At 32.5% G+C, this 26420-nt stretch carries 27 protein-coding genes; 9 read left to right on the top strand and 18 right to left on the bottom strand.

Going from position 1 to position 26420, the window contains the following annotated elements:
- Positions 1-3: 3 nt before the first annotated feature.
- The 3 genes from T367_RS23580 to T367_RS0102630 are packed head-to-tail and all read right to left on the bottom strand — an operon-like array spanning position 4 to position 3787.
- A complete protein-coding gene (locus T367_RS23580; protein ID WP_051568299.1) occupies positions 4-909 on the bottom strand; it encodes an AAC(3) family N-acetyltransferase in 906 nt (301 codons plus the stop codon).
- On the bottom strand, positions 909-1679 hold the full coding sequence (locus T367_RS23575) for a hypothetical protein (protein ID WP_051568298.1): 771 nt from the start codon (positions 1677-1679) through the stop codon (positions 909-911). Before T367_RS23575 ends, T367_RS23580 begins: the two co-directional genes overlap by 1 nt.
- Entirely contained in the window at positions 1679-3787 is a 2109-nt protein-coding gene (locus T367_RS0102630; protein ID WP_027418460.1) for a WG repeat-containing protein, read from the bottom strand. Before T367_RS0102630 ends, T367_RS23575 begins: the two co-directional genes overlap by 1 nt.
- Before the next feature lie 142 nt (positions 3788-3929).
- On the opposite strand from T367_RS0102630, the gene T367_RS0102625 reads away from it, so the two are divergent.
- The 4 genes from T367_RS0102625 to trmD are packed head-to-tail and all read left to right on the top strand — an operon-like array spanning position 3930 to position 7748.
- A complete protein-coding gene (locus T367_RS0102625) occupies positions 3930-4811 on the top strand; it encodes a lysophospholipid acyltransferase family protein (RefSeq protein ID WP_084274284.1) in 882 nt (293 codons plus the stop codon).
- Between the two features lie 19 nt (positions 4812-4830).
- The gene (locus T367_RS0102620) at positions 4831-6111 is read left to right on the top strand and encodes a replication-associated recombination protein A (protein ID WP_035842225.1); all 1281 of its coding nucleotides are present in this window, start codon (positions 4831-4833) and stop codon (positions 6109-6111) included.
- A 5-nt stretch (positions 6112-6116) separates the two neighbouring features.
- A complete protein-coding gene (gene menA / locus T367_RS0102615) occupies positions 6117-7061 on the top strand; it encodes a 1,4-dihydroxy-2-naphthoate octaprenyltransferase (protein ID WP_027418457.1) in 945 nt (314 codons plus the stop codon).
- A 12-nt stretch (positions 7062-7073) separates the two neighbouring features.
- Positions 7074-7748, top strand: coding sequence for a tRNA (guanosine(37)-N1)-methyltransferase TrmD (gene trmD, locus T367_RS0102610; protein ID WP_027418456.1), 675 nt, complete (start codon positions 7074-7076; stop codon positions 7746-7748).
- A gap of 1 nt (position 7749) precedes the next feature.
- On the opposite strand, the gene T367_RS21105 is transcribed toward trmD, so the two are convergent.
- Positions 7750-8157, bottom strand: coding sequence for an energy transducer TonB (locus tag T367_RS21105; protein ID WP_051568296.1), 408 nt, complete (start codon positions 8155-8157; stop codon positions 7750-7752).
- A gap of 181 nt (positions 8158-8338) precedes the next feature.
- Here T367_RS21105 and T367_RS0102600 point away from each other — a divergent pair, with 181 nt between their 5' ends.
- Positions 8339-8971, top strand: coding sequence for a hypothetical protein (locus T367_RS0102600; RefSeq protein ID WP_027418455.1), 633 nt, complete (start codon positions 8339-8341; stop codon positions 8969-8971).
- 7 nt (positions 8972-8978) lie between these two features.
- Here the strand turns inward: T367_RS0102600 and T367_RS0102595 are convergent, their stop codons facing one another.
- The 10 genes from T367_RS0102595 to T367_RS0102550 all read right to left on the bottom strand — a co-directional run bounded on the left by T367_RS0102595 (position 8979) and on the right by T367_RS0102550 (position 17467).
- Positions 8979-9338 carry a hypothetical protein gene (locus T367_RS0102595; protein ID WP_157454101.1) on the bottom strand — a complete coding sequence of 120 codons (360 nt, stop codon included), beginning with the start codon at positions 9336-9338 and terminating at the stop codon, positions 8979-8981.
- Positions 9339-9346: 8 nt separating this feature from the next.
- Entirely contained in the window at positions 9347-9637 is a 291-nt protein-coding gene (locus T367_RS0102590; protein ID WP_027418453.1) for a hypothetical protein, read from the bottom strand.
- Between the two features lie 66 nt (positions 9638-9703).
- On the bottom strand, positions 9704-9895 hold the full coding sequence (locus T367_RS0102585; protein ID WP_027418452.1) for a cold-shock protein: 192 nt from the start codon (positions 9893-9895) through the stop codon (positions 9704-9706).
- A 228-nt stretch (positions 9896-10123) separates the two neighbouring features.
- Positions 10124-10900 carry a UDP-2,3-diacylglucosamine diphosphatase gene (locus tag T367_RS21100; protein WP_035842222.1) on the bottom strand — a complete coding sequence of 259 codons (777 nt, stop codon included), beginning with the start codon at positions 10898-10900 and terminating at the stop codon, positions 10124-10126.
- Positions 10900-12069, bottom strand: coding sequence for a TlpA family protein disulfide reductase (locus tag T367_RS23570; protein ID WP_084274299.1), 1170 nt, complete (start codon positions 12067-12069; stop codon positions 10900-10902). The genes T367_RS21100 and T367_RS23570 overlap by 1 nt, the downstream gene beginning before the upstream one ends.
- 25 nt (positions 12070-12094) lie before the next feature.
- Positions 12095-13261 (bottom strand): TlpA disulfide reductase family protein, encoded by a 1167-nt coding sequence (locus T367_RS24625; RefSeq protein WP_084274283.1) that lies wholly within the window; start codon positions 13259-13261, stop codon positions 12095-12097.
- Between the two features lie 2 nt (positions 13262-13263).
- Positions 13264-14718 carry an Asp-tRNA(Asn)/Glu-tRNA(Gln) amidotransferase subunit GatB gene (gene gatB / locus T367_RS0102565; protein WP_027418451.1) on the bottom strand — a complete coding sequence of 485 codons (1455 nt, stop codon included), beginning with the start codon at positions 14716-14718 and terminating at the stop codon, positions 13264-13266.
- Between the two features lie 25 nt (positions 14719-14743).
- Positions 14744-15556 (bottom strand): purine-nucleoside phosphorylase, encoded by an 813-nt coding sequence (locus T367_RS0102560; RefSeq protein ID WP_035842218.1) that lies wholly within the window; start codon positions 15554-15556, stop codon positions 14744-14746.
- Positions 15537-16583 carry a tetraacyldisaccharide 4'-kinase gene (gene lpxK / locus T367_RS0102555; protein ID WP_027418449.1) on the bottom strand — a complete coding sequence of 349 codons (1047 nt, stop codon included), beginning with the start codon at positions 16581-16583 and terminating at the stop codon, positions 15537-15539. Before lpxK ends, T367_RS0102560 begins: the two co-directional genes overlap by 20 nt.
- An 80-nt stretch (positions 16584-16663) precedes the next feature.
- Positions 16664-17467 carry an N-formylglutamate amidohydrolase gene (locus T367_RS0102550; RefSeq protein ID WP_051568294.1) on the bottom strand — a complete coding sequence of 268 codons (804 nt, stop codon included), beginning with the start codon at positions 17465-17467 and terminating at the stop codon, positions 16664-16666.
- A gap of 173 nt (positions 17468-17640) precedes the next feature.
- Between T367_RS0102550 and T367_RS0102545 the strand changes: the two genes are divergently transcribed.
- Positions 17641-18102, top strand: coding sequence for a hypothetical protein (locus T367_RS0102545; RefSeq protein WP_027418447.1), 462 nt, complete (start codon positions 17641-17643; stop codon positions 18100-18102).
- A gap of 22 nt (positions 18103-18124) precedes the next feature.
- On the opposite strand, the gene T367_RS0102540 is transcribed toward T367_RS0102545, so the two are convergent.
- The gene (locus tag T367_RS0102540) at positions 18125-18985 is read right to left on the bottom strand and encodes a substrate-binding domain-containing protein (RefSeq protein ID WP_027418446.1); all 861 of its coding nucleotides are present in this window, start codon (positions 18983-18985) and stop codon (positions 18125-18127) included.
- A 183-nt stretch (positions 18986-19168) separates the two neighbouring features.
- Between T367_RS0102540 and T367_RS0102535 the strand changes: the two genes are divergently transcribed.
- The gene (locus T367_RS0102535) at positions 19169-20263 is read left to right on the top strand and encodes a hypothetical protein (protein ID WP_027418445.1); all 1095 of its coding nucleotides are present in this window, start codon (positions 19169-19171) and stop codon (positions 20261-20263) included.
- A 5-nt stretch (positions 20264-20268) separates the two neighbouring features.
- Here the strand turns inward: T367_RS0102535 and T367_RS0102530 are convergent, their stop codons facing one another.
- Positions 20269-21579, bottom strand: coding sequence for a carboxypeptidase-like regulatory domain-containing protein (locus tag T367_RS0102530; protein ID WP_027418444.1), 1311 nt, complete (start codon positions 21577-21579; stop codon positions 20269-20271).
- Between the two features lie 94 nt (positions 21580-21673).
- Here T367_RS0102530 and T367_RS23565 point away from each other — a divergent pair, with 94 nt between their 5' ends.
- On the top strand, positions 21674-22591 hold the full coding sequence (locus tag T367_RS23565; protein WP_051568293.1) for a CPBP family intramembrane glutamic endopeptidase: 918 nt from the start codon (positions 21674-21676) through the stop codon (positions 22589-22591).
- 83 nt (positions 22592-22674) lie between these two features.
- On the top strand, positions 22675-23064 hold the full coding sequence (gene apaG / locus T367_RS0102520; RefSeq protein WP_211252679.1) for a Co2+/Mg2+ efflux protein ApaG: 390 nt from the start codon (positions 22675-22677) through the stop codon (positions 23062-23064).
- A 2-nt stretch (positions 23065-23066) separates the two neighbouring features.
- Here the strand turns inward: apaG and T367_RS0102515 are convergent, their stop codons facing one another.
- On the bottom strand, positions 23067-23294 hold the full coding sequence (locus T367_RS0102515) for a hypothetical protein (protein WP_157454100.1): 228 nt from the start codon (positions 23292-23294) through the stop codon (positions 23067-23069).
- A 163-nt stretch (positions 23295-23457) separates the two neighbouring features.
- Positions 23458-26193: a hybrid sensor histidine kinase/response regulator transcription factor gene (locus tag T367_RS0102510; protein ID WP_169736012.1), complete on the bottom strand. Its 2736-nt coding sequence runs from the start codon at positions 26191-26193 to the stop codon at positions 23458-23460.
- Positions 26194-26420: the final 227 nt, after the last annotated feature.

Genomic DNA, 26420 nt, shown 5'->3' with positions numbered 1-26420 from the left:
TTATTAATCTACTGAAGAACCTTGTGGTGTGTACATTGTTACACCATTTGTTTCATACTCCTGTATCATTGTATTGAAAAAACCTTCAGCTTCAACCAATAAAACATCTGCTTTTCCTAGGGTTTGTTTAGTAAGAACACCATGCTTTTCAAAAAGAGGAATTAAGCCATCACATTTCCTTTTTTTAGACTGTTCTGGATCGTGAACTTTTGTTTTTACTCGAATTTTATTCCCACTATAATCAATGACATCTATCTCAAATATTTCATTGTAATAAACTTGGAATTTGAAATCTACAGCATCTTCTAAAGTATGCAAACTAGTTCCTGCATTGTCAAGTGTTACACCAACGTATAATATTTTTCCTTTTTTCAATCCTAATTTATAAAAAGGACTGTTTTGATTATAAGGTGTTAGTTGATTAAGATGATCTTCCGTAAAATACGTTGCTAATGGTCCAATCGCAGAAACAGGCTCAGTTGGATGTAAACTTCTTTTAGCTTCAGGGAGTTTTCTGAAATATTCAGTAATTGCTCCTGTTTTAGATGGAGAATTGACCACGTCAAAAAAGGGAGTCTCTCTTATATAATTCAATTGATAAACAGCATTAGGAGATGTAGGCATTAAAATATTCCCATTTTCGCCAACCGCTTTTTTGAGCGCATCCACAAAAGTTTTAGGACCTTCTTTAAGATAACCAATTTTACTTAAGCTTGAATGGACTAAAACACTATCACCTTCCTTTATCCCCATTTTTAATAGGGAATTATATATATCATTACAATCAATTATATCACCGTTCTTTCTGGCTTCTTCAAGATTATTATTGACTAGCTGTTTTTTTCGACCTCTATTCCACTCTAATAAAAAATTCGGAGTTAACTTTCTTATTATATCGACAACTGCCATTATTGACCAATGAATTTATAGGTTATTGTTCCAGATTGAGATAATCCTCCTTCACTATTAAAACTAAACCTTGCAATTGACGCGTAGCTTTTAGCTTTATCAATCATACAATCAGTAGCACCTGAAGACATATTTGAATTATAAGACGCATCTTTTACATAGCCACTCTTATCAACCTTAATATCCATCACAACGGTACCACTCCCATTACACGTATAACCTGGTATTTCTAAAGAATGTGCCTTTCTATTTGTCAAACTAAAAGACACCATTACCCTTCCAGCAAATGCATTTTCTCCGTTATTATTCACTGCTGATTTATCTGAAAATTTTTGTTTTGTTTTTGCCTCTGGTTTAATATTTTGTTCTTGTTTGTTTGCAGCATTACTGGCTTCTCCTCCTTCAGATCTTTGACTTGCCAATTCTTCAAAATACTTAGCTTCCAATGCCTTCGCGTCATCCATAACCTGGTTATCAATATCTTGTGAAGAGAAGTTTTCATAAGACTTCTCCCTTTTATCATTTTGATCTTTTATTAACGCACTAATTTCTTCTGGTGTCATTTGCTCTTGCATTTCGAGCATCTTCATTAATTCTTCATCAATTTCAAACTCATCCATTTCCAATTCAACATCAACAATTTCTTCTACAGGGTTATATGGTCGTTGAATCGTCACAAAATTCGAACTTAAAAAAAAGATGAAATGAAACAATACTGTACCAAGTATTGCAAACTTATAACGTTCAATATAGGTGAATAATTTTTCCACTAATCTTCTTTACGAATGAGTTTTAAATCCGTCAGGTGAAAATAATATACACCAGATTTATTTACTAATTGTACCAATTCTACAGAAAAAGGTTCTATCGAAGTATATTTAAAAGGTACAATGGTATCTCCTTTACTGTTCATTATCCCATATGAGCCTCTAGTTTTCACCAATAATAAGTCATCATTCAACCAACTCAAATCCTCAAAATAGGCTTCAATAATATACTTCCCTCGTTTATCAATCATTCCCCATAATGGCGCCCCACCAGCGAAAGCATAATGCCCTTGGAATGATTTAGCATGTGAAAATTTGTTTTTGATAACTGCACTTCCTTGAGGACTTAAATATCCCCATTCATCATTGTTTTTAAAGGCAATTAAGTCACTATAATCGCCAAGATCCTCTTTGCTAGATTTGAAAAGTAGTAAGCCATTGGTATCAATTAAGTTAAATCCATCCTCGTATTGAACTTTAGCGTAATTATTCTTAAATATAGCCAGTTGTCGACTTTCGGAATATGTTGGTATCCATTCCTTTCGAATTTCTTCACCTTTCGCATTGATATAATTGAATTGGTCATTCAATTCAACCAATGAGATTCCACCATATTTATCTCCAATATAATCATATTTAATACTTGTTAAAGTATCACCTTCTGTCTTTAATAGTCCCCATTTATTAAAAATCTTTACGGCAAAAACACCTTCATCATAAGGTACTATTTTTTCGTATTTAAACGGAATTAATGTTGTGCCAAATTCGTCAATAACACCATAATTCCCTTGATATGAAACGATTGCTTTTTTATTGATAAAATCTGAAGCACTTGAATACTGTGCTTTTAGACGAATCATTCCTTTAGCATCAAAATATCCGTATAATTCTGAATTGGTAAAATAAGTGAATCCACCTTTTAAGTCACCTAGATCATCATATTCTGGAAGAATCACGAACTCTCCGCTCCTATTAATCATTCCAAGTTTATTTTCGTACTCGACAATAGCATGACCTTCGTGAAATCTGAAAGCATCAGTATAAATTGGATCAATAATAACTTCTCCTGCTTTATTGATATATCCATATTTACCCGCTTTATTTATAATAGAAAGTCCTTCTGTAAAAGGAACAACGCCGTCAAACTCTGCAGGAATGATTGCTTCACCATTTTCATCCATGAAACCCCATTTATTCCCATCATTAAATGGCAATATGACCAGGTCTGCTAATCTCAACTCCTCTTCTAAACGCTCTTTAAAGGGGTAGTCTTCGAATTTTTCCATAAAAGCACGGATAGAGTTTTGCGAATATTCCTTTTGCAAGTATGTATTCAGCATTTTACGCCAAGCTCCAGACACATTCCTGTTCTCAGGGTATTCTTCAATAAATTTATGATAAGATTCGAGACTGCCAGTTTTGGTATAAATTTTATAAATCGCATCTTCAGCATCAGGTCTATAAGGACTTAAAGGAAATTTATTTACAAACTGTACATAATCGATAAAATTATTGTCAAGCGTAGATTCTTGATAAATTGCCTTGTCATATAAAGCTGTTGCTCTCTCTAAAAGTGAACTTTTTGGATAATCTTGAATAAAATTCTGCAATGCTTCTGCCGTGCCTATAGCTTTTGCTTCAGAAAAAGCCAAGTTGTCACGTAAAATTATAACCGAATCAACATGTTCACTCCAAGGATTTTTTTCAATAAAAGCATTGTAGCTAATAACTGAATGATTCATTTTAGCATTTTTGAATAAAGCTGACGAAATTCGATCCCGATGTTCAAAAATATTTTTATTCGTAATATTTAATTCGTTGTATTCATTAATTTTTTTTGGCGGTAATTTATCATATTCATCAGTCGCCTGTTTAATCATGATTAAAGCCTCATTTAAATTATAAAAAGGATTGTCATTCCGACTATAAATAATACTCAATCCATAAGAGGCCGCAACGTAATTTTTCTTCATTGCCTTCTGAAATAGATTTTTAGCCTCAAAATAATTGTAAATATCGAGTGCTTCAAAACCTTTTTCAATATTTCCCGCTAATATATTTTGAGAAAAAGTTGAAAGAAAAATCAATAGTATAGAACCTGTTTTTATCATAAATCAATACAAAATTACATTTTTAACTGCAAGTAGTATGCCTTAAAAACCAACTTTAAACAATTTATTATAATAAAAAAAGTTTAATCATAGTAGCCAATTACAGTATCCTTTTAACTTTGCAAACTATTTTTTATTTTGAATGATAAAAATTGCTGACCGCATATTATTTTACTTCATACTGAAACCGCTATCATACTTCCCGTTGGGGGTATTATACTTTTTTTCAGATATCGTCTATTTCTTGACGTATAATTTTGTGCGCTATCGTAGGAAAGTTGTACGACAAAACTTATTGAATGCTTTTCCAGATAAATCGACTCAAGAAATTATCAAAATAGAGAAAGGTTTTTACCGTTATTTTATCGATTTTATTTTTGAAAGCATTAAAGCTGTAAGTATTTCAAAAAAAGAAGTTACTCGTCGGACAGTTATTAAGAATCCAGAACTCTTAAACAGTTTATACGCGCAGAACAAAAATATTATTGTCACTGCTGGTCATTATAACAATTGGGAATTTTACGCATTAAGCTTACCAAACTTGATTCAGTTCGAGACTTATTCAATCTATCAGCCACTTAAAAATAATTTTTACGATAATATTCTTTTCAGGTCTCGAACAAGAAATGGAATGAAATTAATTGCAACGAAAGATATCATACCTTTCTTTAGCAGTACAATTGAAGATAAAAAATTGGTAGTAATAGTTAATGATCAATCACCTTCTCATCCAAAGCAAGCTCATTGGAATAAATTCCTTAACCAGGATACTGGCTGGAATACTGGGCCAGAAAAATTGGCAAGAAAATTTGACTATGTTGTTTTATTCGGTAATTGCAGAAGACTTAAAAGAGGTTATTACGAAGTAGAATTCTCGAGTATCTCAGACGATCCTAGAAAAACTGCTGAAGGCGAGATCACAGACAAGTATTCAATTTTATTAGAATCATTAATCAACGAGAAGCCACAATATTGGTTATGGTCTCATAAACGTTGGAAACATCAACAGCACGTTGAACAATAATCATTAACTTTCCATTCAGATGTCTAAAATACCTTTGGCTGAAAGAATGCGACCTACATCTTTAGCCGACTACATAGGTCAATCACATATACTTGGTAAAGAATCAGGCTTGAGAAGAGCTATTGAATCTGGACACATTCCTTCAATGATTTTTTGGGGGCCACCAGGTGTTGGTAAAACAACCTTGGCAAAAATTATTTCTACCACTGTCAATCGTCCATTTCACGCGTTAAGCGCGATCAATTCAGGCGTAAAAGACATTCGTGAGATCATCCAAAAAGTTGAAAAAAGTGGTTTGTTTGGCGGTGATAATGCAATTTTATTTATTGATGAAATTCATAGGTTCAGTAAATCTCAGCAAGATTCATTATTAGGCGCTGTTGAAAAAGGAACAATAACGCTGATTGGTGCAACAACAGAAAACCCATCTTTCGAAGTAATCTCTGCCCTCCTATCAAGAGCGCAAGTTTATGTTCTTAAATCGCATAGTTCAGATGAATTAATTCAATTGATGGACAGAGCGATTAAAAATGATACGATTCTCAAACAAAAGAATATAACGCTCAAAGAGACACATGCCTTGTTAAAGATATCTGGAGGCGATGCACGAAAGCTATTGAATGCACTAGAAATGGTTATTGAACAGAGTGCTAACAATAATCAAATAGTTGTTACAGATGAATTAGTTACAACTACCATTCAAGCTAATATTGCGAATTATGATAAGGATGGTGAACAACATTACGATATCATTTCAGCTTTTATTAAATCTATAAGAGGAAGTGATCCAAATGCTGCGATCTATTGGTTAGCCAGAATGATTGAAGGTGGTGAAGACCCTAAATTCATTGCGAGACGATTAATCATCTCCGCTGTTGAAGATATTGGGCTTGCTAATCCAAATGCTCTTATAATGGCTAATAATGCCTTTCAAGCTGTCAATATTATTGGTTGGCCAGAAGGTCGATTAGTATTATCTCAGTGTGTTATATATCTTGCCACTTCACCAAAGGGTAATGGATCATATATGGCCATTAATCAAGCCCAAGAACTAGTTAAAAAATCTGGAAACCTTAGTGTTCCCCTTCCTTTAAGAAATGCACCAACCCAATTAATGAAAGATTTAGGTTATGGAAAGGATTATCAATACTCACATAATGGCGCTAATAACTTTATTGAACAAGAGTTTATGCCTGAAGAAATAAAAGGAACTGTTTTTTTTCAATCAGGAAGTTCGACTAGAGAAAAGGATATTGATAAGACCATTGAGAACCTTTGGGGAAATAAATATAAACAATAGGCAGCATGAAACATTGGATAAAAGCTTTTCGATTACGAACACTGCCCTTATCATTTAGCAATATTTTATTGGGGAGTGGCTTGGCTTATTTAATTGGAACTACTGCAATTACCAATGGCCCAAATTATTCACATCAATTTAGTTGGTCTATTTTTATCCTCACTTTAATTACAACTTTATTATTGCAAATATTATCGAATCTTGCGAACGATTATGGCGACTCAAAAAAAGGAGCCGATAACGATGGCCGTATAGGACCTGAAAGATCGATACAAAGCGGTAAAATCAGTCAAAAGGCGATGTTAACAGCTATCATTATCTTCTCTATATTAAGTTTAATATCAGGTATCCTACTTCTAATTACGGCATTTGGTGGAGTAATCGACTTGAAATTTATGAGTTTCATACTTGTTGGTCTCGCTTCAATCGCCGCAGCGATAAAATATACAGTTGGTAAAAGGGCATATGGTTACTCAGGTCTCGGTGATATATTCGTATTCTTATTCTTTGGTATTGTTGGTGTAATAGGTCCATTTTATTTACAAAATCATCAAATCAATTGGTTTTTATTACTTCCCGCAACAGCAATGGGTTGTTTTAGTGTGGCTGTATTAAACTTGAACAATATGCGAGATCAGGAGAACGATCAGAAAGTTGGTAAAATTACGTTAGCGGTTAAATTGGGTTTTGAAAAAAGTAAAATTTATCATTACACCCTTTTTGCTGTGGCTTATTTAGCATTTATATTACCTCTTATCATTTTTAGCATACGCAATGATTATCGATTAATGATTTGTTGTTTGCCAATTATTTTAATTCATTTCATTCACTTAAAAAAAGTTCGTTCGATTAAAGATCCAAGAGATTTTGATCCAGAATTAAAGAAAGTTGCACTTTCAGCACTACTCTTTTCATTATTGTTTTTCGTTACAATACTTTACATTTTATAAATTTGTCTTATGATGCGAATAGATATTCTTACAGTCTTACCTCAATTATTAGAGAGTCCTTTTAATGATTCTATTATGAAAAGAGCAAAAGAAAAAGGCCAGGTAGAAATACACTTACATAATATCAGGAGTTATTCAACCCATCGACAAAAAAGTGTTGACGATTATCAATACGGCGGTGGAGCGGGAATGGTAATGACTATTCAACCTATTGCCGATTGTATTGAAAAACTAAAATCAGAACGAGATTACGATGAGATTGTTTATATGACACCAGATGGCAGTTTACTAGACCAAGCAACATGTAATGAAATGTCCCTAATGAAGAACATCATTATTTTAGCTGGGCATTATAAAGGAGTTGATCAACGTGTTAGAGACATTTTTATCACAAGAGAAATCTCAATAGGATCTTATGTTCTTTCAGGTGGCGAACTTGGTGCTGCTGTTTTAACTGATGCCATTGTAAGATTATTGCCTGGTGTATTAAATGATGAAACATCTGCATTAACAGATTCATTTCAGGATGGACTTTTAGCGCCTCCTATATATACGAGACCTGAGAATTATAATGGCCATATAGTACCTGACGTTTTATTATCCGGTCATCCTATTAAAATTGAAGAATGGCGGAATGAACAAAGTTATGCTTTAACAAAAAAGAGACGCCCAGATTTATTAAGTTAACCTAGGTTGTAACAAAAACAATTGGTATAGTTTGTTTAACACGAACCGATTTACCTCTCATTTTTCCAGGCAACCAATTTGGCATCTTCTTTACAATATCTAATGCTGCACTGTCTAATTTAGAATTCGAGCTTCTACGTATTGCAAAATTTGTCAGAGTTCCATCTTTCTCAACAATAAACTCAACGTAAATCTTACCTGATCGCTCAGCTCCTGATAAATTTGCGGGCACTTGCATGTTTCTGCGGATAAAATCGTCCATATCATCTGGACCTCCTGGAAATTGGGCCATCTGCTCAGGAAAGTCATAGACCATACTTGTATCTTGAAGGGATTTAATGGAGACATTATGACCCATCGAATTAATATTTATTCCTAAAAAAAGGATCAATACAGTTAATAATTTCATTTTTTTATTCTGTTAGTGGCAAACCAAAGTAAGAAAAATACTCTAAAGTATACACGAACCGTCGCTAATTTTTTCATTAGTACTTTAGATAGTCTCAGGATGAATTCTTTATAAGAATTCAGTCACTTCGTTTGTAATTCTTAGTTAATCACTGTAAATTTGAGATCAATTACTTATTTGGATGTTAAAAATCATATCAATCTTATTCACTTCTGCTTTTCTACTTGTAGCTTGTAAAAAAAATGAGCCAATTCAATATACATTTCTAGGAAATGTAACAGATGAGTTTACGGGTGAACAAATTCCTGATGCTGAAATTAATTTTTCACAATTACTTATTGCTAACAGTTTTAATTTCGTAGAGATTGGAGGAGTAAATACTGATCAGTTTGGCGTTTATGAAATGGCGTTCAATCGCGATAAATCAACAGAGATTCATATAGAAGTAAAAAAAGACAACCATTTCCCGCATATCGAAAATGTTTTCACTTCAGAACTTTCGACAGAAAATACAAATTTCAAAAACTTTGCACTAGAAACAAAATCATTTGTCCAGTTCAAAATAAAAAATCTATATCCAGAAGATGACGATAGCTTTAATTTAGTTCTTAAACACTTTAAAGAAGATTGTGATGAATGTGCAACCAACGGATCTCAGTCCTATTTTGGTGAATTAGATACGGTTTTAAACTATGTAACTACTGGAAATCGATACGTTGAATTCGTTTATGTCAATTTAAAAACAGGAATAGCCAAAGTCGATTCGATTTATACGACACCATTTGACACGAGTTATTATAGTATAGTGTATTAACTCGTATTTATACTTTCTCAACCGATTTGGATTGCAAAATAAAAAAAAACAAAGCCCCAACGAAATAAGCAATAACATCATAATAATCACGCGTATACAGATAACTTCGGCTTGGTAAATACCATTCAAATAATATGGCATAAAATAAAGTCATACCAAATATTTGATAAACAGTTAATCTATAATTTGGAATGTTTTTGATTTTTTGAACTCCAATTAAACTTAAATAGAGAATAATTGGAAGACACAAAAAATCTGTTAAATAACTGTTGATGATAGCTGGAATTTTCACACCATTAAATCTTGACAATATTACCAGAAGGTAAAGAACTATACTGATAAAGAAGAGTAAACGGATGTGTTTCATATTTGGTTTTAGCCATTTACCATTGCCAACATCCACGCGAAAAATGCACCTATCGCTGCGAATACCATCGATATAGAGTATACTATTTTATAGATTATACGGACCAATAAATAATGGTGATTTTTAGTCGCTAAGACAAATAAATCAAATTTTGATTTTGGTTTATTCTTCTCCGCATCAATTTGGGACTGATAAGCAATATCTCGAATTAATGAAGGCTTAATCGGGTTATTACAATTTTTACAATAATCTTCATCATTATTCCAGGTCCCACAACTTAAACACTTTCTTTCAATCATTTTTGAATGTAAAAAAAGCCATGCAAAACATTGCATGGCTTAGAAATAAATTTTTATTCGATAAAACTAGGAAACTTTGACGTTAACAGCATTTAAGCCTTTTTTTCCTTCTTGTAATTCGAAAGAAACTTCATCGTTTTCTCTAACTTCGTCGATCAATCCTGAGATGTGTACGAAATATTCTTTTCCTGATTCATCATCAATAATAAATCCAAAACCTTTTGATTCATTAAAGAATTTAACTTTTCCTTTATTCATTATAATATATTTTTAACCAAATGTAAAAAATATTATCGATTTCCTATAATATTCTAATATAAATCTATTCTATTCGACTCAACGAGCTGTCAGTCAGACAAAAAAAGAGAGCATTACAAATGCTCTCCTTAACCCTTATAGTCTGTAATCTAGATAAAAATCTATTACAATTAATGTAAACGGAACCTAATGAGAAAGGTTTCATTCGTTGAAATAGAAATAAATGATTTAATTTTTTTTGAAAGATTTTTTTTCGTTTTGCTCAAATGTTTTCAGTACAAACCCATTCTTATCCAATACACCATATGTAAAATAAGAGATCCACTCCCCTATATTAATATATTTAGAATTTTCATTTAAATCAAATTCAATTGGCAAGTGTCGATGTCCAAAGATAAAGTAATCATAGTGTTGTTCTTTTAATTTTGTTTTACAAAACTGAATCAACATCTCCTTGTCTTCTCCATAATAGATCGCATCGGTATCCCCCGTAGACACCCTACTCTTCTTAGAAAACATATTTGCTAAAGCAATGCCAAAGTTAGGATGTAATCGCGCAAACAGCCATTGACAGATGCGGTTTCGGAACACTTTCTTAATAAACTTATAACCGTGGTCGCCTGGACCTAAACCGTCTCCATGCCCTATGAATAAAGATTTACCAAAATACTCCTTTATTATTTCTGTTCGAATCATTTGAACACCTAATTCCTTTGGAATATAATCAAAGATCCACATATCGTGATTACCTATGAACCAATATACGGGAATTCCGCTATCTGTAATTTCCGCTATTTTACCTTGAATTCGAACAAACCCCTTAGGTATTGCATGTTTGTACTCGAACCAAAAATCGAAAACATCGCCGAGTAAGTATATTTCGCTGGCATCCGACTTAATTTCATCTAACCAACGAATAATCTTTTTTTCACGTTCAAGACTTTTTTCTGGGTTTGGGGCTCCAAGATGAAAATCTGAGGCAAAGTAAATCTTTTTTTGCCCCATTAAAAGCCGAATATACTTTTGAGTTCATTCTCTAATGCTGCACCTCTTAAGTTCGATTTGATAACTTTTCCTTCAGCATCAATCAATAAAGTAAATGGAATACTTCGCACACCATAATCTGCGGCTGCAGCAGAATTCCAACCTTTTAAATCACTTACATGAGCGTCCCATATCAATCCATCCTGCTCTATTGCTGCAAGCCATTTACCTTTAGCTGAAGCCTTATCTAAAGAAACGCTATAAATTTCAAATCCTGCCTCATTGTATTTTTTATACGCCTTTACAACGTTTGGATTTTCTTTTCTACAAGGACCACACCAAGATGCCCAAAAGTCAATCAAAACAACCTTACCTCTTAAATCGGATAATTTTATAATTTCTCCGTCAACATTTGGTAATGCAATTTCTTTCGCTAATACTCCTGGCGCAAACATTTCAGCTTCTGCTTTTGCTTGTTTTTGTTGTTGTTGAATTTTTACATCGTTCTGAGCAACAAATGCCTCCATTTTTTGAACGGTTGGTGAGACTGAGAATGATTGGTTTAGTAAATTAATCACTCTTTTATATGCATCCCATTCCTTTTCTTGATTAAACGATGCCAAACTACCAATTATAGCCGGAGAATTCTGATGTTGTGTTAAATAATTATTTCGATAACCATAAAACTCCTTTGCTAATGGTTCAAAATAGGTATTGACTTCTTCCTGCTTAGCTGGATTTCTTCTTAACACTTGCATCAACGAATCCTGAACCATTTTAAATGCGTTATACTTTACAGAAAATTCATTTAGTAATTCAGAATCCTTTGATCCAATAATGTTTGATATTAATGACAAATCTTTAGCGTCTCCATAAATCTTAATAGAGTCCCCTTGATGAAGGACTAAATTAAGAAATTGGTTATTCTCTAATATGAAAAAATAGTAATCTGAAAAAGGAATAAAAGTATCAATTGAAAAGACTCCTGCTTCATCAGTTACTGCCGTATAAACAGGTTGTTCAATGCTCCCTAAATTTTGATTAATTAATTTTATTGTTTGGGATTTCGCTCCAACTATCTGCCCAGTGATGTAAATATTATTTACCCCCGTTTGCAGATTAGGACTCTTTTGAGAAAAACCTATAGATTGAAAAAAAAATAGAATTAATATAAAAAATTGTGATCGCATAATTGATTTATTCTTTTTGATATTATTAGCCAAGTATTTCTTTTAATTTTTGTTCTAACGCTGGTCCACGAAGATCTTTTGCAATGATATTACCTTCAGCATCCAATAAAAAAGTTGCAGGAATAGAATTAACGCCATATTGCAAAGCCGCTGCCGATTGCCAACCTTTCAAATCAGAGACGTGATTAGGCCAAATAAGGTTGTCTTGTTGAATAGCAGCCAACCAAGCATCTTTTTTCTCATCTAATGAAACACTGTAAACCGTAAAACCTTTGTCTTTATATTCATTATAAACAGCCACTACATTTGGGTTTTCCTTTCTGCAAGGAACACACCATGAAGCCCAAAAATCAACCAGTACAACTTTTCCTTTTAACGATGACAGTGCTAATAATTCTCCATTAGCATTATTTAACTGAATATCTGGCGCCTGTCCAACTTGATTTTCTTGTGTACGAATTAACTCTAATTGAGAATTTATTTGTTGGATATCTTTTTCAATTAATGCCGAATATTCAGAATATGGGTATTTCTCTTTAATAGCATCTGCTACTTTTTGAAAATAATCTAAATCAGAATCATCAAAATTATTCAAACCTCCACTTGGAAGTAAATCACGTAACATTAACCAACTTACAGGAGATGAATAATCTGCCTCTATATATTTGATAGCATGCGCTTTCTTTTCTGCGGTTAACTCATCAAATTCGTTCATGATTGCCTGAATAGCAACAGTATCCATTGGATTTGTTTTTTGATACTTTCCAGACAGTTCTTGCTGCGTTTCATAAATAGGCTTCAAGTAAACCAAATAATCCTTGATATCTTGACTATATTTTGATCCAGTAACCGAATAATTTTCAGCTAAATTTGGATAAGTCCCCTTAATTTCAACATTCTTAGATTCCTCATCAAGAAATAAGACAATTGGCATTTCTTGTTCTCCCAAAAGGAAAATATATTCACGTAATTCTTTAGTTTCAGTCTCTAATGAAAATTTACCATCTTTAATTGTAATTGTATCCAAAGGAATTTCTTCTCCATTTTGAAAAACATTTACAATAATTTCCGATCCATCAGCATTTTCTATTTCACCTGTTATTAAATGTCCAGGTATATTTGCAGAGCGATCTCCACCAGCACAACTCCCTAAAAGGCCTAAAGCCAAAATTGGAAAAATTAATTTTTTCATTCTTAAATCATTTCATTAATTAGTTTACTTGCTGATTTAGGGTCAGCTTTCCCTTTACTTTTTTTCATTATTTGGCCCATTAAAAAGCCTATTAATTTCTTTTCTCCAGCTTTATATCGATCAGCTTCCTCTTTATTCTCTGCTAGCACTTCTGCTATTATCGCTTTGATTTCACTCTCATCATTGTTTTGAATCCAATCATTTGATTCAGCAACTATCAAGGCGGACTTACCCGTTTTTAGCATTTCAGGAAACACCTTTTGTGTTGCTAAGTTATGAGATATTTTTTGTTCGTCAATCAATCCTATTAATCCCGCAATCTCTTTTGGCTCAATTGGAAATTCTGTGATCTTACTTGCATTGGTATTTAAATAAGACTTTATATCTCCCATTAACCAGTTTGCCGCTGCTTTATAGTTTTTTGTATGTCGAATAATTTCTTCAAAGTATAATGCAATTTCTTTCTGATCAGTTAAGATCAATGCATCATATTCCGATAACTTTAAATCATTAACATACTTATTAATCAACTCATTAGGTAAAGGTGGCATCTCAGCTTTCAAACTTTCAATTTTAGCTGGCGTAACTTCTATAGGCTGCAAATCTGGTTCAGGAAAGAAACGGTAATCATTCGCGGCTTCTTTAGATCGCATTGCACTTGTCGTTCCTTTTAAAGCATTAAAGTTTCTTGTTTCTTGATACAGCTTCTCACCGTTCTCAATAGCAATAATATGTCGAGTAATTTCATGTTCAATTGCTCTTTGAACGTTACGAATTGAGTTCATATTCTTAACCTCTACACGCACACCATAAGTGTCAGAACCTTTTAACATGACAGAAATATTCGCATCACATCTCAAACTTCCTTCCTCCATATTCCCATCACAAATCTCTAGATATCGTACTAATTTTCTAATTTCAGTAACATAATTATAAGCTTCTTGAGAACTTCTAATATCTGGTTCAGAAACGATTTCGATTAAAGGTACACCTGCTCTATTTAAATCAATCAAAGTATTGAAAGGATCGATATCATGTATACTTTTACCAGCATCTTCTTCCATGTGGATTCGTGTCAACTGAATCGTCTTATCTTTTCCATTATCATCTTTTATCAAAACAGTTCCACCTGTACATATAGGTGTGTCATCTTGTGTTATCTGATACCCTTTTGGTAGATCGGGATAAAAATAATTTTTTCGTGCAAAATGCTGAATTGGTGTAATATTACTACCACATGCTATTCCCATTTTTATTGCATAATCTATCGTTTTAGTATTCATCATTGGCAATGTACCTGGATGACCTAAAGTGATTGCACTAACATTAGAATTCGGCATCGAACCATATTCGTTTTTATCATTCGAATAAGCTTTCGATTTTGTAAGCATTTGTGCATGCACTTCCAACCCTATTACTGGTTGATATTTATCGCGTATTTCTTGACTTAACTCCATCTAAATTCAATCTTCTCTGTTATAATTATATCGTAGCAATTAATTCTTTCATGACAGCTGTCATTTTAGGTTCTTGCTTTTTAGCAACAGCAATAATTTCTGCTACATTCACTTTTTTAATTTTTCCTGGTACTCCTAAATCTGTAATTATAGAAATGGCAAAAACTGGAATTGACATATGTCTTGCAACAATAACTTCAGGCACTGTTGACATTCCAACAGTATCAGCACCTATGGTTCGCATATACTTATATTCTGCAGGTGTTTCTAAAGATGGTCCAGTTAGTCCTGCATAAACACCTTGACTTACTTTTATTCCCAATTTATCAGCGATTTCTTGAGCTTTTTTAATCATTTCACTGTCATAAGGATCACTCATATCTGGAAATCGTGGACCAAGTTCATCTATATTCTTCCCGGTTAAGGGGTTGTCTGGAAATAAATCAATATGATCATTCACAATCATTATTTCGCCTACTTCAAAATCAGGATTCACACCACCAGAAGCATTACTTAAAAATAATTTCTTAACACCTAACATCTTCATTACGCGAATAGGAAAGGTTACTTCTTTCAATGTATATCCTTCATAATAATGAAATCGCCCTTGCATTGCTACGACTAACTTACCGCCTAATTCACCAAAAATTAATTTTCCACTATGACTTTCAACTGTCGAAACTGGAAAATGTGGTATATCTGTATATGAAATAGACTTTAACACTTTAATTTCATCAACCAATCCACCTAATCCAGTTCCAAGTACTATACCTATTTCTGGTTGTAAATTAAATTCCTGATTGATATATTCTGTTGCTTCAACTATTTTTTTCCACATAATCTAAAATAATATTGTCAAATGCTTTAGCATTATCTATCTCTACTTCAATAGATTGATAAGCCCAAGGATAATCTTTCATTAACCCAAATAACTCATCATTCTTCAATCGCATCGCGTCTTTTTCAGTCGTAATGATAATTCGATTCTTTTCTGCAAATTTATTAAATAAATCGTGAATTTCTTTGATCTCTTCCACCTTAAAATTATGATGATCTTTAAATTTAAAATGATGCAATATGTGATGCTCCTTTTTTAAAAAATCAACCAAGAATTCAGGCTTTGCTATTCCCGTTACCAAAATCACATTCATTGCCGTTTGATTTTGCAGCTTTGTTTGATTGTCTAGTAAAAAAATATCACCGTATTTAATACGGGAAAAGAATAAATGCTGATGAGATTTAAGATGTAAACTTCTTTTCACCTTCTCTTTATTAACCTTTTTAAAATCAGGACATTTAGACATGACAATAACATCAGCACGCTTAGCTCCAAACCTAGATTCTCTTAAATTACCAACAGGCAGAATAAAGTCATTGTAATAAGGTTCATTATATGTAGTCAAAAGTATATTCAATCCAGCATGAATGGCACGGTGTTGAAAAGCATCATCCAATAAAACCAATTCCGTTGTTGGCTTCTCTCTATAAAGTTCTACAACTCCAGCTACGCGATCAGCATCTACAACTACGTCTATTTCGTTCCCGAATTTAGTGAAATACTGCAAAGGTTCATCTCCTATTTCAGAGACAGCAACCCCTTCCTCTGCAATTTTAAACCCTCTAACCTTACGACCGAATCCACGACTTAATGTCGCCAATTTGTATTTACTCTTCAATAATTTGATTAAATACTCAGTATGAGGCGTTTTTCCCGTACCACCTACACTTAAATTACCAACATTTATAATAGGTAAACTAAATTTAGCAGATTTAAAAAAACGAATAGCATATAAGCCGTTTCTAAGGCTAGTTATCAACCAATAAATCAAGCCAAACGGTAAAAAGATAAATCGCAGTAATTTCATTCAGTACAAAAGTAAGCAAGTATTCATGAAACCACTATATAGTATCGCAAAAATATGTTAAACGAGTAGATAAAAACATGTTATAGTTCTTTAATTTTATCAATTAAATTTAATAAATTACGCTTTAAGAATACTTGCATTTTTGCTGCTCGGATTGGATCATAGGATATTTCAGTATCATCCATGTACAAGTTTTTATTCCGTTCTAACTGCAAAGCATGAATATGATTCTTTGGTTTTCCAAAATATCGTGTAATATGTCCCCCTTTAAAAGGGTCGTTGTGTTGAATATTATATCCATTTGCTAATTCAGATAAGGCTGATGTAATTAATGATTTGTCAGCAGAACTTTCATCAGCACTTCCTAAAATCATTTCTGGAAATTTTTCTACACGAATACTTGGCACTGATTCTCTAATTGAATGTGCGTCCCAAAGCAGAGCATTTCCAAATTCAGCCTTGCGCTCTTCTAATAATTCAGTCAGTTTTAGATAATAAGGCCAATAATATTTTTCTTTTCGTCGCTCAATTTCTTTTTCATCTGGGGATTTACCTTTTTTGTAAATATCATTCCCTAGAAAATCAGTGCTCGTTGTGAGTCCCGTTATAACACGCCCATCATTGTATAGCGGAATACTGTCTGGATCTCTATTTAAGTCAATTACCCATCTACTGTATTTTGCTTTTACAATTGTTATTCCTAAATCCGAAGCAAAATCATACAAATTATCTAAATACCAGTCTGTATCGTCTATTCTATCAATCTTATTTTCTAAATAATTAGATTTTAAATCTTCTGGAATTTCTGTTCCAACATGAGGGATACTAATAATGATTGGGACCTTTTTTACTTTGGTTTCTTTTACAATAAATGGTTGTGACATGCAAGCTTTTTCAACTAAATTAAGTGTTTTCCTTGAACGAGGAATATTTTGATGTTTATTTTGGTCAATTTAGTCGAATAATGCCCCTTTCAATAAGTATCATGAAAAATTTTTCGGGGTTTCTAAATTTATTTTCGCATATTGTTTAAAATTTAAACCAATAAAAACACCTTATGAAATTAGCGATTACCTTTTTAAGCTTAAGCCTACTTTTCACTATTCAAGCGAATGCAAAAGCCAAAATCCCAGTTTGTTTTCCTTGTGAATACATTGAAACAACAACCGTTTTGCCTGAAGATTCAGAATTCATTGGTGAATATGATGATCAATTAAATGTTGGTTACAAATACGATCAAATTAATCTATTATGGATACCTATTTGGAATTATGAAGGTCAATATTGCTTAGTGAATGCAGCTGAGGATACGTATTATGATATCACAGATGAAGATAAAGCAATTTTAACGGAAACTTATGGAGCCAACCTTGAAGGTAACCCATTATCAATTTGGAGTAAAATCGGAGGAAAACTAATCATCCTTATTATATTAGGATTAGTAGTAAAAGGCATGTTATCATCAAAAGACGATGAAGACGAAAATGTTGCTACTGAACCATCTTCAACACAAGCATAAATTAAAACTAAACTTACTACGGTTATCTTTTCCAAACTAAATCAGGGATTACCTGATCTTTTGGAATGATTTCCGCTGTTTGTAAGTGATAGATAACACTTTTCATCATCTTTTCGCTTACCCAACCGTGAATTGCCCATTCAGTACTATTGTACCAACGTTCAACATCTTTTAGTTTTTGATCATAACGTTCACTCACCAATTTCGACATTTTATCGTCGTGCATGAAATTATCACAAGCGTCATGAATGGTTCTCAACATTCTAACAATTGAATCTGGTTCAGCACTTAAAATCTTATCTGTGGCTGCTATAACAAAACATGGCCATGGTGTATGGTACTCGCCTACTCTGCGTAACAGCCCTTTATCAACATAAGGTTTTGTTGTATATTTTTCCCAATAAAACACATCTGTTTTTTGGTCCGCTAAAGATTCAAGCGCCCCATCGATATCTTTTATTATCGAAAACTGTTCTTTATTTAATTTATGTCCTTTACTATCAGCATCTACAATTGCCATCAAATGCGAACCTGAACCAAAACGACTGATGGCATAGTTCTTATTGAAAATATCACGGTAATTCACAAGATCATTATCTACACCGGTATGAATTCCCCAAGTTAGAGGTGTAGTAACATATTCACTTATTATCTTACTCGGATTACCATTGATAATGTCAGCAATCATGCCTTCTGTCAATAATATACAAGCATCAATTTCATTGTTTCGAAGCGCTTTGGTCATTTGACCGGTTCCGCCACCAAAATCTACCCATTCTATCTCTACTCCACGCCCTAAAAACGATCCGTCTTCAATCGCCAAATGGATTGGTAAATTAAAATGTTCTGGAACTCCACCTAAGCGTATTTTTATATTCTCCATGAGTGCAAAGTTATTAATTTATCAATTATAGGTAGTTCTAATAAATGGTTATTTCTAAAATAACAAAACATAAAAAGTTTTTTCAGATATATGTTAAATTTGAATAGAAACAATTTGAATGACGAATCGTAAATAATCTAGCACGATTTGTGTTACCTTTGTAAGAAGAATACTTATAGCATTATGTGGAGAATCATTTTTATTCTAATTCTAATTTCTAACTTGTCTTTTGCCAAGAAGGTTGAAATCGATACTTTTCTCGTTCAAAAAGAACTTGAAATAAACGAACAATTACTAAAATTGAGAAGTGCCACGAATGATGCATTGCAACTTTCAGAAAATGAAAGTTTAATTCAATTGATTGAATCAATCCTTGAACACCCAGGAACGATGACTTACGACTTTACGAAATTTGAAACAATTTCAACAATTAAATCTCCAGACGATGCTTTTAGGTTGTTTAATTGGAATATTGAAAATTCGGAAGGTGTTCACCAACATTTTTGTTACGCTTTGTTGCCTAACAGAGGAAACAAGCCAAATACGGTAATTAAATTCAAGGAAGATAAAATAACTATACCAAGTAAACCTAGTAATACTTTATCCCCTAATACATGGTATGGCGCGCTATATTATAAAATTCTTCCTATTAAATACGGTAACAAAAGTTTATATACTGTTATAGGTTTTAATGGAGGAACAAGAAGTTCGAATAAAAAAATGATAGATATTTTTTATTTTAAAGGTAAAAAGTTGAGATTAGGATACCCATTATTTCAAGAGGAATCAGAAAGCAAGCAATTATCTCGCCGTGTCTTTTTTGAATATGCAGAGAAAGCAATAGTAGGTGTAAATTTGAATGAAGAATTAGAAGCAATTGTTTTTGATCACCTTGTTCCTGAATCTGAAAATCTAAGAGGATTATACTCATATTATATTCCTGACATGACTTATGATGGGTACACTTGGAATGGTGAAATATGGGAATATAAAACTGACTTTATTGCTGTAAACAGTCAAAATACTAAAACAAAACAATATAAACCAACAGCAAATGGTGAAGCTCCAGAATTTGTTGAAGTTGATGATGTTTGGGTCAACCCTGTAGATAGTAAAAGTCCTGCTGGTGCTGGAAAATCGGCAATTGCTCCAGTTCCAGAGTCTGCTAACAATAAGAAAAAAAGCAAGCGAAATAAAAATAGAAGTCCTAAGAAAACTAAGGCAAGCAAGCGAACAAAGAAAGGAAATACACCTCGATCAGCGATCGGTAATAAATAACATTGTTATAATCGCTCTTTGTATAAATATTTCTTTTGGATTGATTCGTAAGGTCTATATATATAATACACCTCTCCTCCTTTAATTTGAATATTTTCTACGTATTTGTAGAAAAGCCTCATTGGTTTTTCTAATCTTCCAGTTTCAAGGTTCAATTCGCTCAGGTATGTAAATCCGTTTCGGAAAAATACTCCGTATATTTTTTTTGTTATCTCATCCTGAATCAAAGGCTGCTCCCATCCAGACTTTTTTGCTCTGAGATGATAATCTATTGAGACACTGTCAACAAATCCATCTGTAGGAGAATATCGGAACATGACGTTTTTATAATGATCAAAAATTAATACGGTAGAATCATTTGTCTTAAATAATGGGGCGTATAGCGGATGATAATAAGCTGAATTAGCAAAAACATTTGCTCCAACCCAAATCTCTTTATCAATACCTGTACTGAGCTCTTTATTGTGTGCCCATAACTTTGTTCGGACATCTACATATTTAAATTCCGCCCTATAAAACTCCATTAATTCAACATCTTCAACCTTCATCATTGTTTTATATATAGAGTCTTTTCTATCGAACTCATAATAATTAAAAGCTGGATATTGTTCTAAATAATTAGAGAAGTATATCTTCTCACCAATTGTGTCGATGATAGGCTGAATCTTAGTATAAAAAACATCTTGATTTTCGGGCACTACATGGATATTTTTATTCATTAACCCGACGGAATAAACAGACTGATTCGCTATTAAATGAATTTTATTTCTAAAATCTCTTTTAATTTCGTCAACTTCTCGATCAATGTATTTAATGGCTTTTTCCGTTTTATCTTGTCGTACCCAACGAAGAATAGGATCCTTATTTAATTTCTTACTATAAGTGAGTAATAATAACTCACCATTTTCAAGTAATTCAAAATCAGCAACACTATAATAGCTACTTCCGATCACTGTATCTGGCTTACTGGCAAATACATCGAACTCTTTTAGGAACAAATCAGATAAGGCTACCGTAAGATTCAAACTTCTATTTTTTATTTTTTTCTCAAGCTCCTTGTTTATTGCAATGATTTGCTTTTGAAATCCTACATGCACAAAAATTAAACTGTCATATTCACCAATTGTGTACTTAATATTAAATTTTCCACTTTCAGTTGAATAAAATGTGTTCTCTTGGTCATTTTTAAAAAAATATCTCACATCTTTAACGGGCGAACCATTTTCATCCACAACTGTACCTTCAATTACTATATTTTGTCCAATAACGAAATTAGCCAATTGAAAAAATAATATGAAGAATAGATATTTATGCATTATGTACGGGGCTTTTAATATAGATGCAAAAATAATTTTATTCCATAAAAACGAATCGTATTCATCATAAATACATCACTAACGCTAAATAAATATGCTTTTTTTTGTCAGAACGATTATTGATTATTTTAAATCAGATTTTAATGTTAGAACACATATAATAGCAGGCATAATCTTGACCATTTGCATTAGTTTAAATTACAATTTAGACTTTTATAAAGATTATCTCAATGCGAACCAATACAAAGAAATAGGTGTTTTATATCTCTTTATTTTTTACAGTTTACCATTTTTAGTCATCACTTTTCTATCGATACCTAAAACCTCCAATCGCGCAAAATATATTTTCTATGGTCTTATTGGGATGTTTCTTATTTCTATTGACAGTAATTATTATTTAATGAAGTTTGTTGATTTAGATTTTATCAACGACCGCGCTATAAAAAATTGGAGTCGTTATTTGATTAGTAATTGTAGTAGCTTTTTGGCAGTGCTATTCCCTTTACTTATCATCTATATTTCAACAACAACTTTTAAACCTGAACGGTTTGGAACAAGACTTAATGGTGCCAAAGCACTCCCTTATTTTTGGCTCATCCTATTTATGATTCCGTTACTCTATTTGGCTTCATTCAGTACAGATTTTTTAAATACTTACCCAACCTATAGAGATTATCAAGAGTATAATTATTTCAATGTTGACCAATGGGTTACAGTGGCTATTTATGAATTTTGTTATGGAATAGACTTTATTTCAGTTGAAGTTTTTTATAGAGGATTTATGGTCATAGCATTAAGCAAACTTGTTGGAAAAGAAGCTATCTTACCAATGGTTGTAATATATTGTTTCCTACATTTCGGTAAACCTATGGGAGAAGCAATCAGCTCTATCTTTGGTGGATATATTCTTGGCATACTCGCTTATAGAACGAGGAATATTTATGGGGGGTTGATCGTTCATCTTGGAGTAGCTTGGGGAATGGAATTCTTTGCTTATTTGCAAATAAGTTGAGCTTATACCCAACTTTAACCTGTGAATTCACGTAAGTATAATTAAGAAATTAGGAATTTTACTAGATTTTTGTATATTTGAGTATGATGATTACCGGTTTAACATGTGGTATAAAAATTAGCGTTGAAAGTCTTTATAGAAAAGACCTTTCGAATATTGAGAATGGAATGTATTTTTTCAATTATCGAATTGTCATCGAAAACCTAAATACATATGAGGTTCAATTAAAGTCAAGATACTGGTATATTTTTGATTCCTTACACCCTGTTAAGGAAATCAGTGGAGATGGTGTTGTAGGAGAACAGCCTATACTTGTACCTGGTCAAAAGCATGTTTATGTTAGTGGTTGCGACCTACATAGTGAGATTGGATATATGCGCGGCCATTATGTATTTGAAAGAGTCGGTGTACATGAACAATTCAAAGTAGTTGTTCCCAAATTTAGTCTTTTCGCACTTCCAAAACTGAATTAGTTTTAAAAAATCACTTCAGTCGACACCATATTATTTGACTGTTTAAATTTCAATTCTAAATTTCCAACATCCTTTTTTTCGGATTTGTAATCAACTTCATTCTCTTTTCTAGTCATTACAAAATTGAATTCATAATTATCCTTAGCGTCCATTTCATTCGGCAAATAATGTGACGATGCTCCACTAGGAAACCCAATAATTAAGAGTAAAATAAGCTTTAAATTCTTCACATTTAACTTGTTTAGCATGAATCAACAATCTTGATTCCTATTGCTAAACAAATTTATAGCGCACTCATTTCTAGCTAAATACTATTTGTAACATAATGTATACTATTTGTAACAAACGTAATTTCAACTCGGAATAACACTCTTTTTTCCGTTGAATTTGTTTTTATTTATTCATAAATTCAGTCGGGGTTAAATTGAACTCCTTTTTGAAGGCACGTGAAAATGCAGACGAATTACTGAAGCCGGTTGCATCAGCAACCTCAATAATTCTGCAATCTTTTTGTTTTAATAGTTTTTTAGCCAGTTTCATTCGTTGTTCATTCAAAATTACACCCACTGTTTTCCCCGTTATACCTTTTATTTTCCGATGCAATTGCATCCGACTAATAAATAAGGCATTTGCTAATTCTGTTGCAGAAAGTGTCGGCTCCCCTATTCTATTATTAATTTCATTTATAAAAGAATTCCAAAATTCAATATCTTGAGGACTGGTAATATTCGCTCTGTCTTGAATTTCGTTATTTGCGTCTTTGAATTTTTCGAATAATTTTTGTCGAGTTTGAATTAAATTATTCACATGTGCCTTAATTTCTAGGGTATTAAATGGTTTAGAGAAATAAGCATCGGCTCCGGTAGAATATCCTTGTATTTTATTCTGAACATCTCCTTTTGCTGTCAACAATACAAACGGGATATGATTGGTTAAATTATTATTTTTAACAGCATGGCAAAAATCAATACCACTCAATTTTGGCATCATCCAATCTGAAATAATTATGTCAGGAATATGTTCAACGGCTAGTTTCAGTCCTTCTTCACCATTTAGTGCAGTGTAAACTTTAAAATCATCTTTAAATTCAGCATGCAAATACTTTAGTAAATCTGGATTGTCTTCAACGATCAATACTTGCGGTTTATCGGCATTAATTATCGCTAACTCCTCTTCAATTTCAGTTCGTTCCAATTTCTGAGTCAACGTTGTCTCAACATCATTCGTAACACTTGTTGCTTCTGAAATATTCAGCGGAAGAGTTACTATAAATTTAGCACCTTTTTCAATTGCACTCTCTACAATTATATTCCCACCATTTAAATGAATGAGTTCTTTAACCAATGTTAAACCAATACCTGTACCATTTACATTGTTATCATTTGAATTCACTTGATAAAAACGATCAAATATTTTGGATTGATCTATTGGTGAAAGCCCCCTACCTTGATCCTCTATTATAAATGTAAAATGCTTCTCTTTCCAACCTGAAGAGATGAAAACCTTATGGTCAATCGGGCTAAATTTTATGGCATTTGAAATTAAATTCGAAATAATTTTATACATCGAATTTCGATCGTATAAAGCATAAATTCCAGTATCAGTGATTTTTCTTTCAATTTTAATTCCTTTTGAATTTGCCAAATTCTCGAATTCATTCGCAATACTAACGATCTGCACGACAGGATCTTGAATAGTTTTATTCTCTTTAATATTTTCCATTTCTAATTTCGCAATCGTCATAAGATCATCAATCAAAGATTGTAACCGATTCGTATTTTCAAGAATCAATTCTTTACTCTCTTTACTCAACGATGTTCCATCACTCACGGAATCTACGATAGGTAACTTAATTAAAGTCAACGGTGTTCTGAACTCATGCGAAATATTCTCAAAGAATTTAGTTTTTTGAATATCCAGTTCAATCAATTTATCAGTTACTTTTTTTCTACTTCGAATAATAACATATACCAAAAGGCCAATCAGAATAAATAAAATTACCCCAGCAATAATAAAGTAAAACTGAATTCTTTTTTCATGCTCAATTATTTTATTCTTTGCTGTTAAAAGCTCTATTTCTTGAGCTTTTTTATCAGCATCGTATTTAATTAAAAGGTCATTAATAATTTCTTTATTTTCGTGATCATTTGTTACTAAGAATGCTTCATGAGCCTTTACCAAATAATCATAAGCTTTTATCTTTTGATCGTTTCCTGCATAAGCATAAGCAAGGTTTTTATAAATTGAATATTTAGTATCATCTGTCCCTTGCTCAATACTCCCAGCTAGAGCCTCTTCACCATATTTGATGGCATTAATAAAGTCTCCTTGTGCTACATATGCATTCAATAAAGACGTTTTTGCAATTAAAATGTACGGTTTTTGATAATACTGTTCACTTAAAACCAGTGATTTATGGATGTTTTCTATAGCCTGATCCAATTGATTCGTCAATAAATAATACTCTCCTAAACTGAAATAACCAATCATAAATCCTAATTGATCATTTGTTAATTCAGACAATCGAATACTTTCGTCAGCTAAGAATTTACCTTCCTTCAATCTTTTCACTTTAATTGCTGATATGGCACTTACCGCGGTGATGGATGCTAAATAAGGATTATCAGTATTTTTTAGCAAATCATAAGCTTTTGAGCTGTGTTTATAAGCAGATTCATAATCACGGGAAGAGAAAAAGATATTGGCAATATTATTATTCATCAATGCTACGCGTTCAAGATTACCCTCATTATCAGCCAATTCAAGTGCCTTTTTATAAGCTTGAATCGCACCTAAATTATCGTTCTTATATCCAAGTACTGCGCCTTTTAAACTATAGAACTGAATTAAAATTGGATCCTTAGCATCCACATCAAAACCGTCGAGCCCTTGTTGAACTGTCGCTGCAGATTTGTCTAATGATTGCGTTAAATAATAAAACTTAGCGAGGTGATAAAAGTAAATAGGCGCTAAGTTTTCTCGACCTACTATTTTCGATTCAGCTATAGTTTTAAGCGAATCAATTTTTGAAGGGTTTGCAATTGCATTGTCAAACAATTTAATAATAGCAGTAGAATCTTCTTTAAAATCATGTTGAGCTTGACCAAAGGCAAGAACGTTAGTATTCAATAATATAAAGCATTGAAAAAACCAATTTTTAAAACTAATCATACTACGAAACTAAAGAATTGAATAGAATTTAGGTTAAAAAAAATATAAGGAATAATTATTTTTTACTTTTTGTTTATTTAAATCATCTTAACGATTCATTTCTTTTCATGATTCAATTATGTCGGGCATTTACAACAGACTTTCAAAAGTGAAACTTCAATCCTTTTAAAATCGTCAAATAAACC

The organism is Crocinitomix catalasitica ATCC 23190 (assembly GCF_000621625.1).
GTDB lineage: Bacteria > Bacteroidota > Bacteroidia > Flavobacteriales_D > Crocinitomicaceae > Crocinitomix > Crocinitomix catalasitica.
Note: the sequence above shows the minus strand (reverse complement) of the source record. Positions and strands in the feature narration are given on the sequence as shown.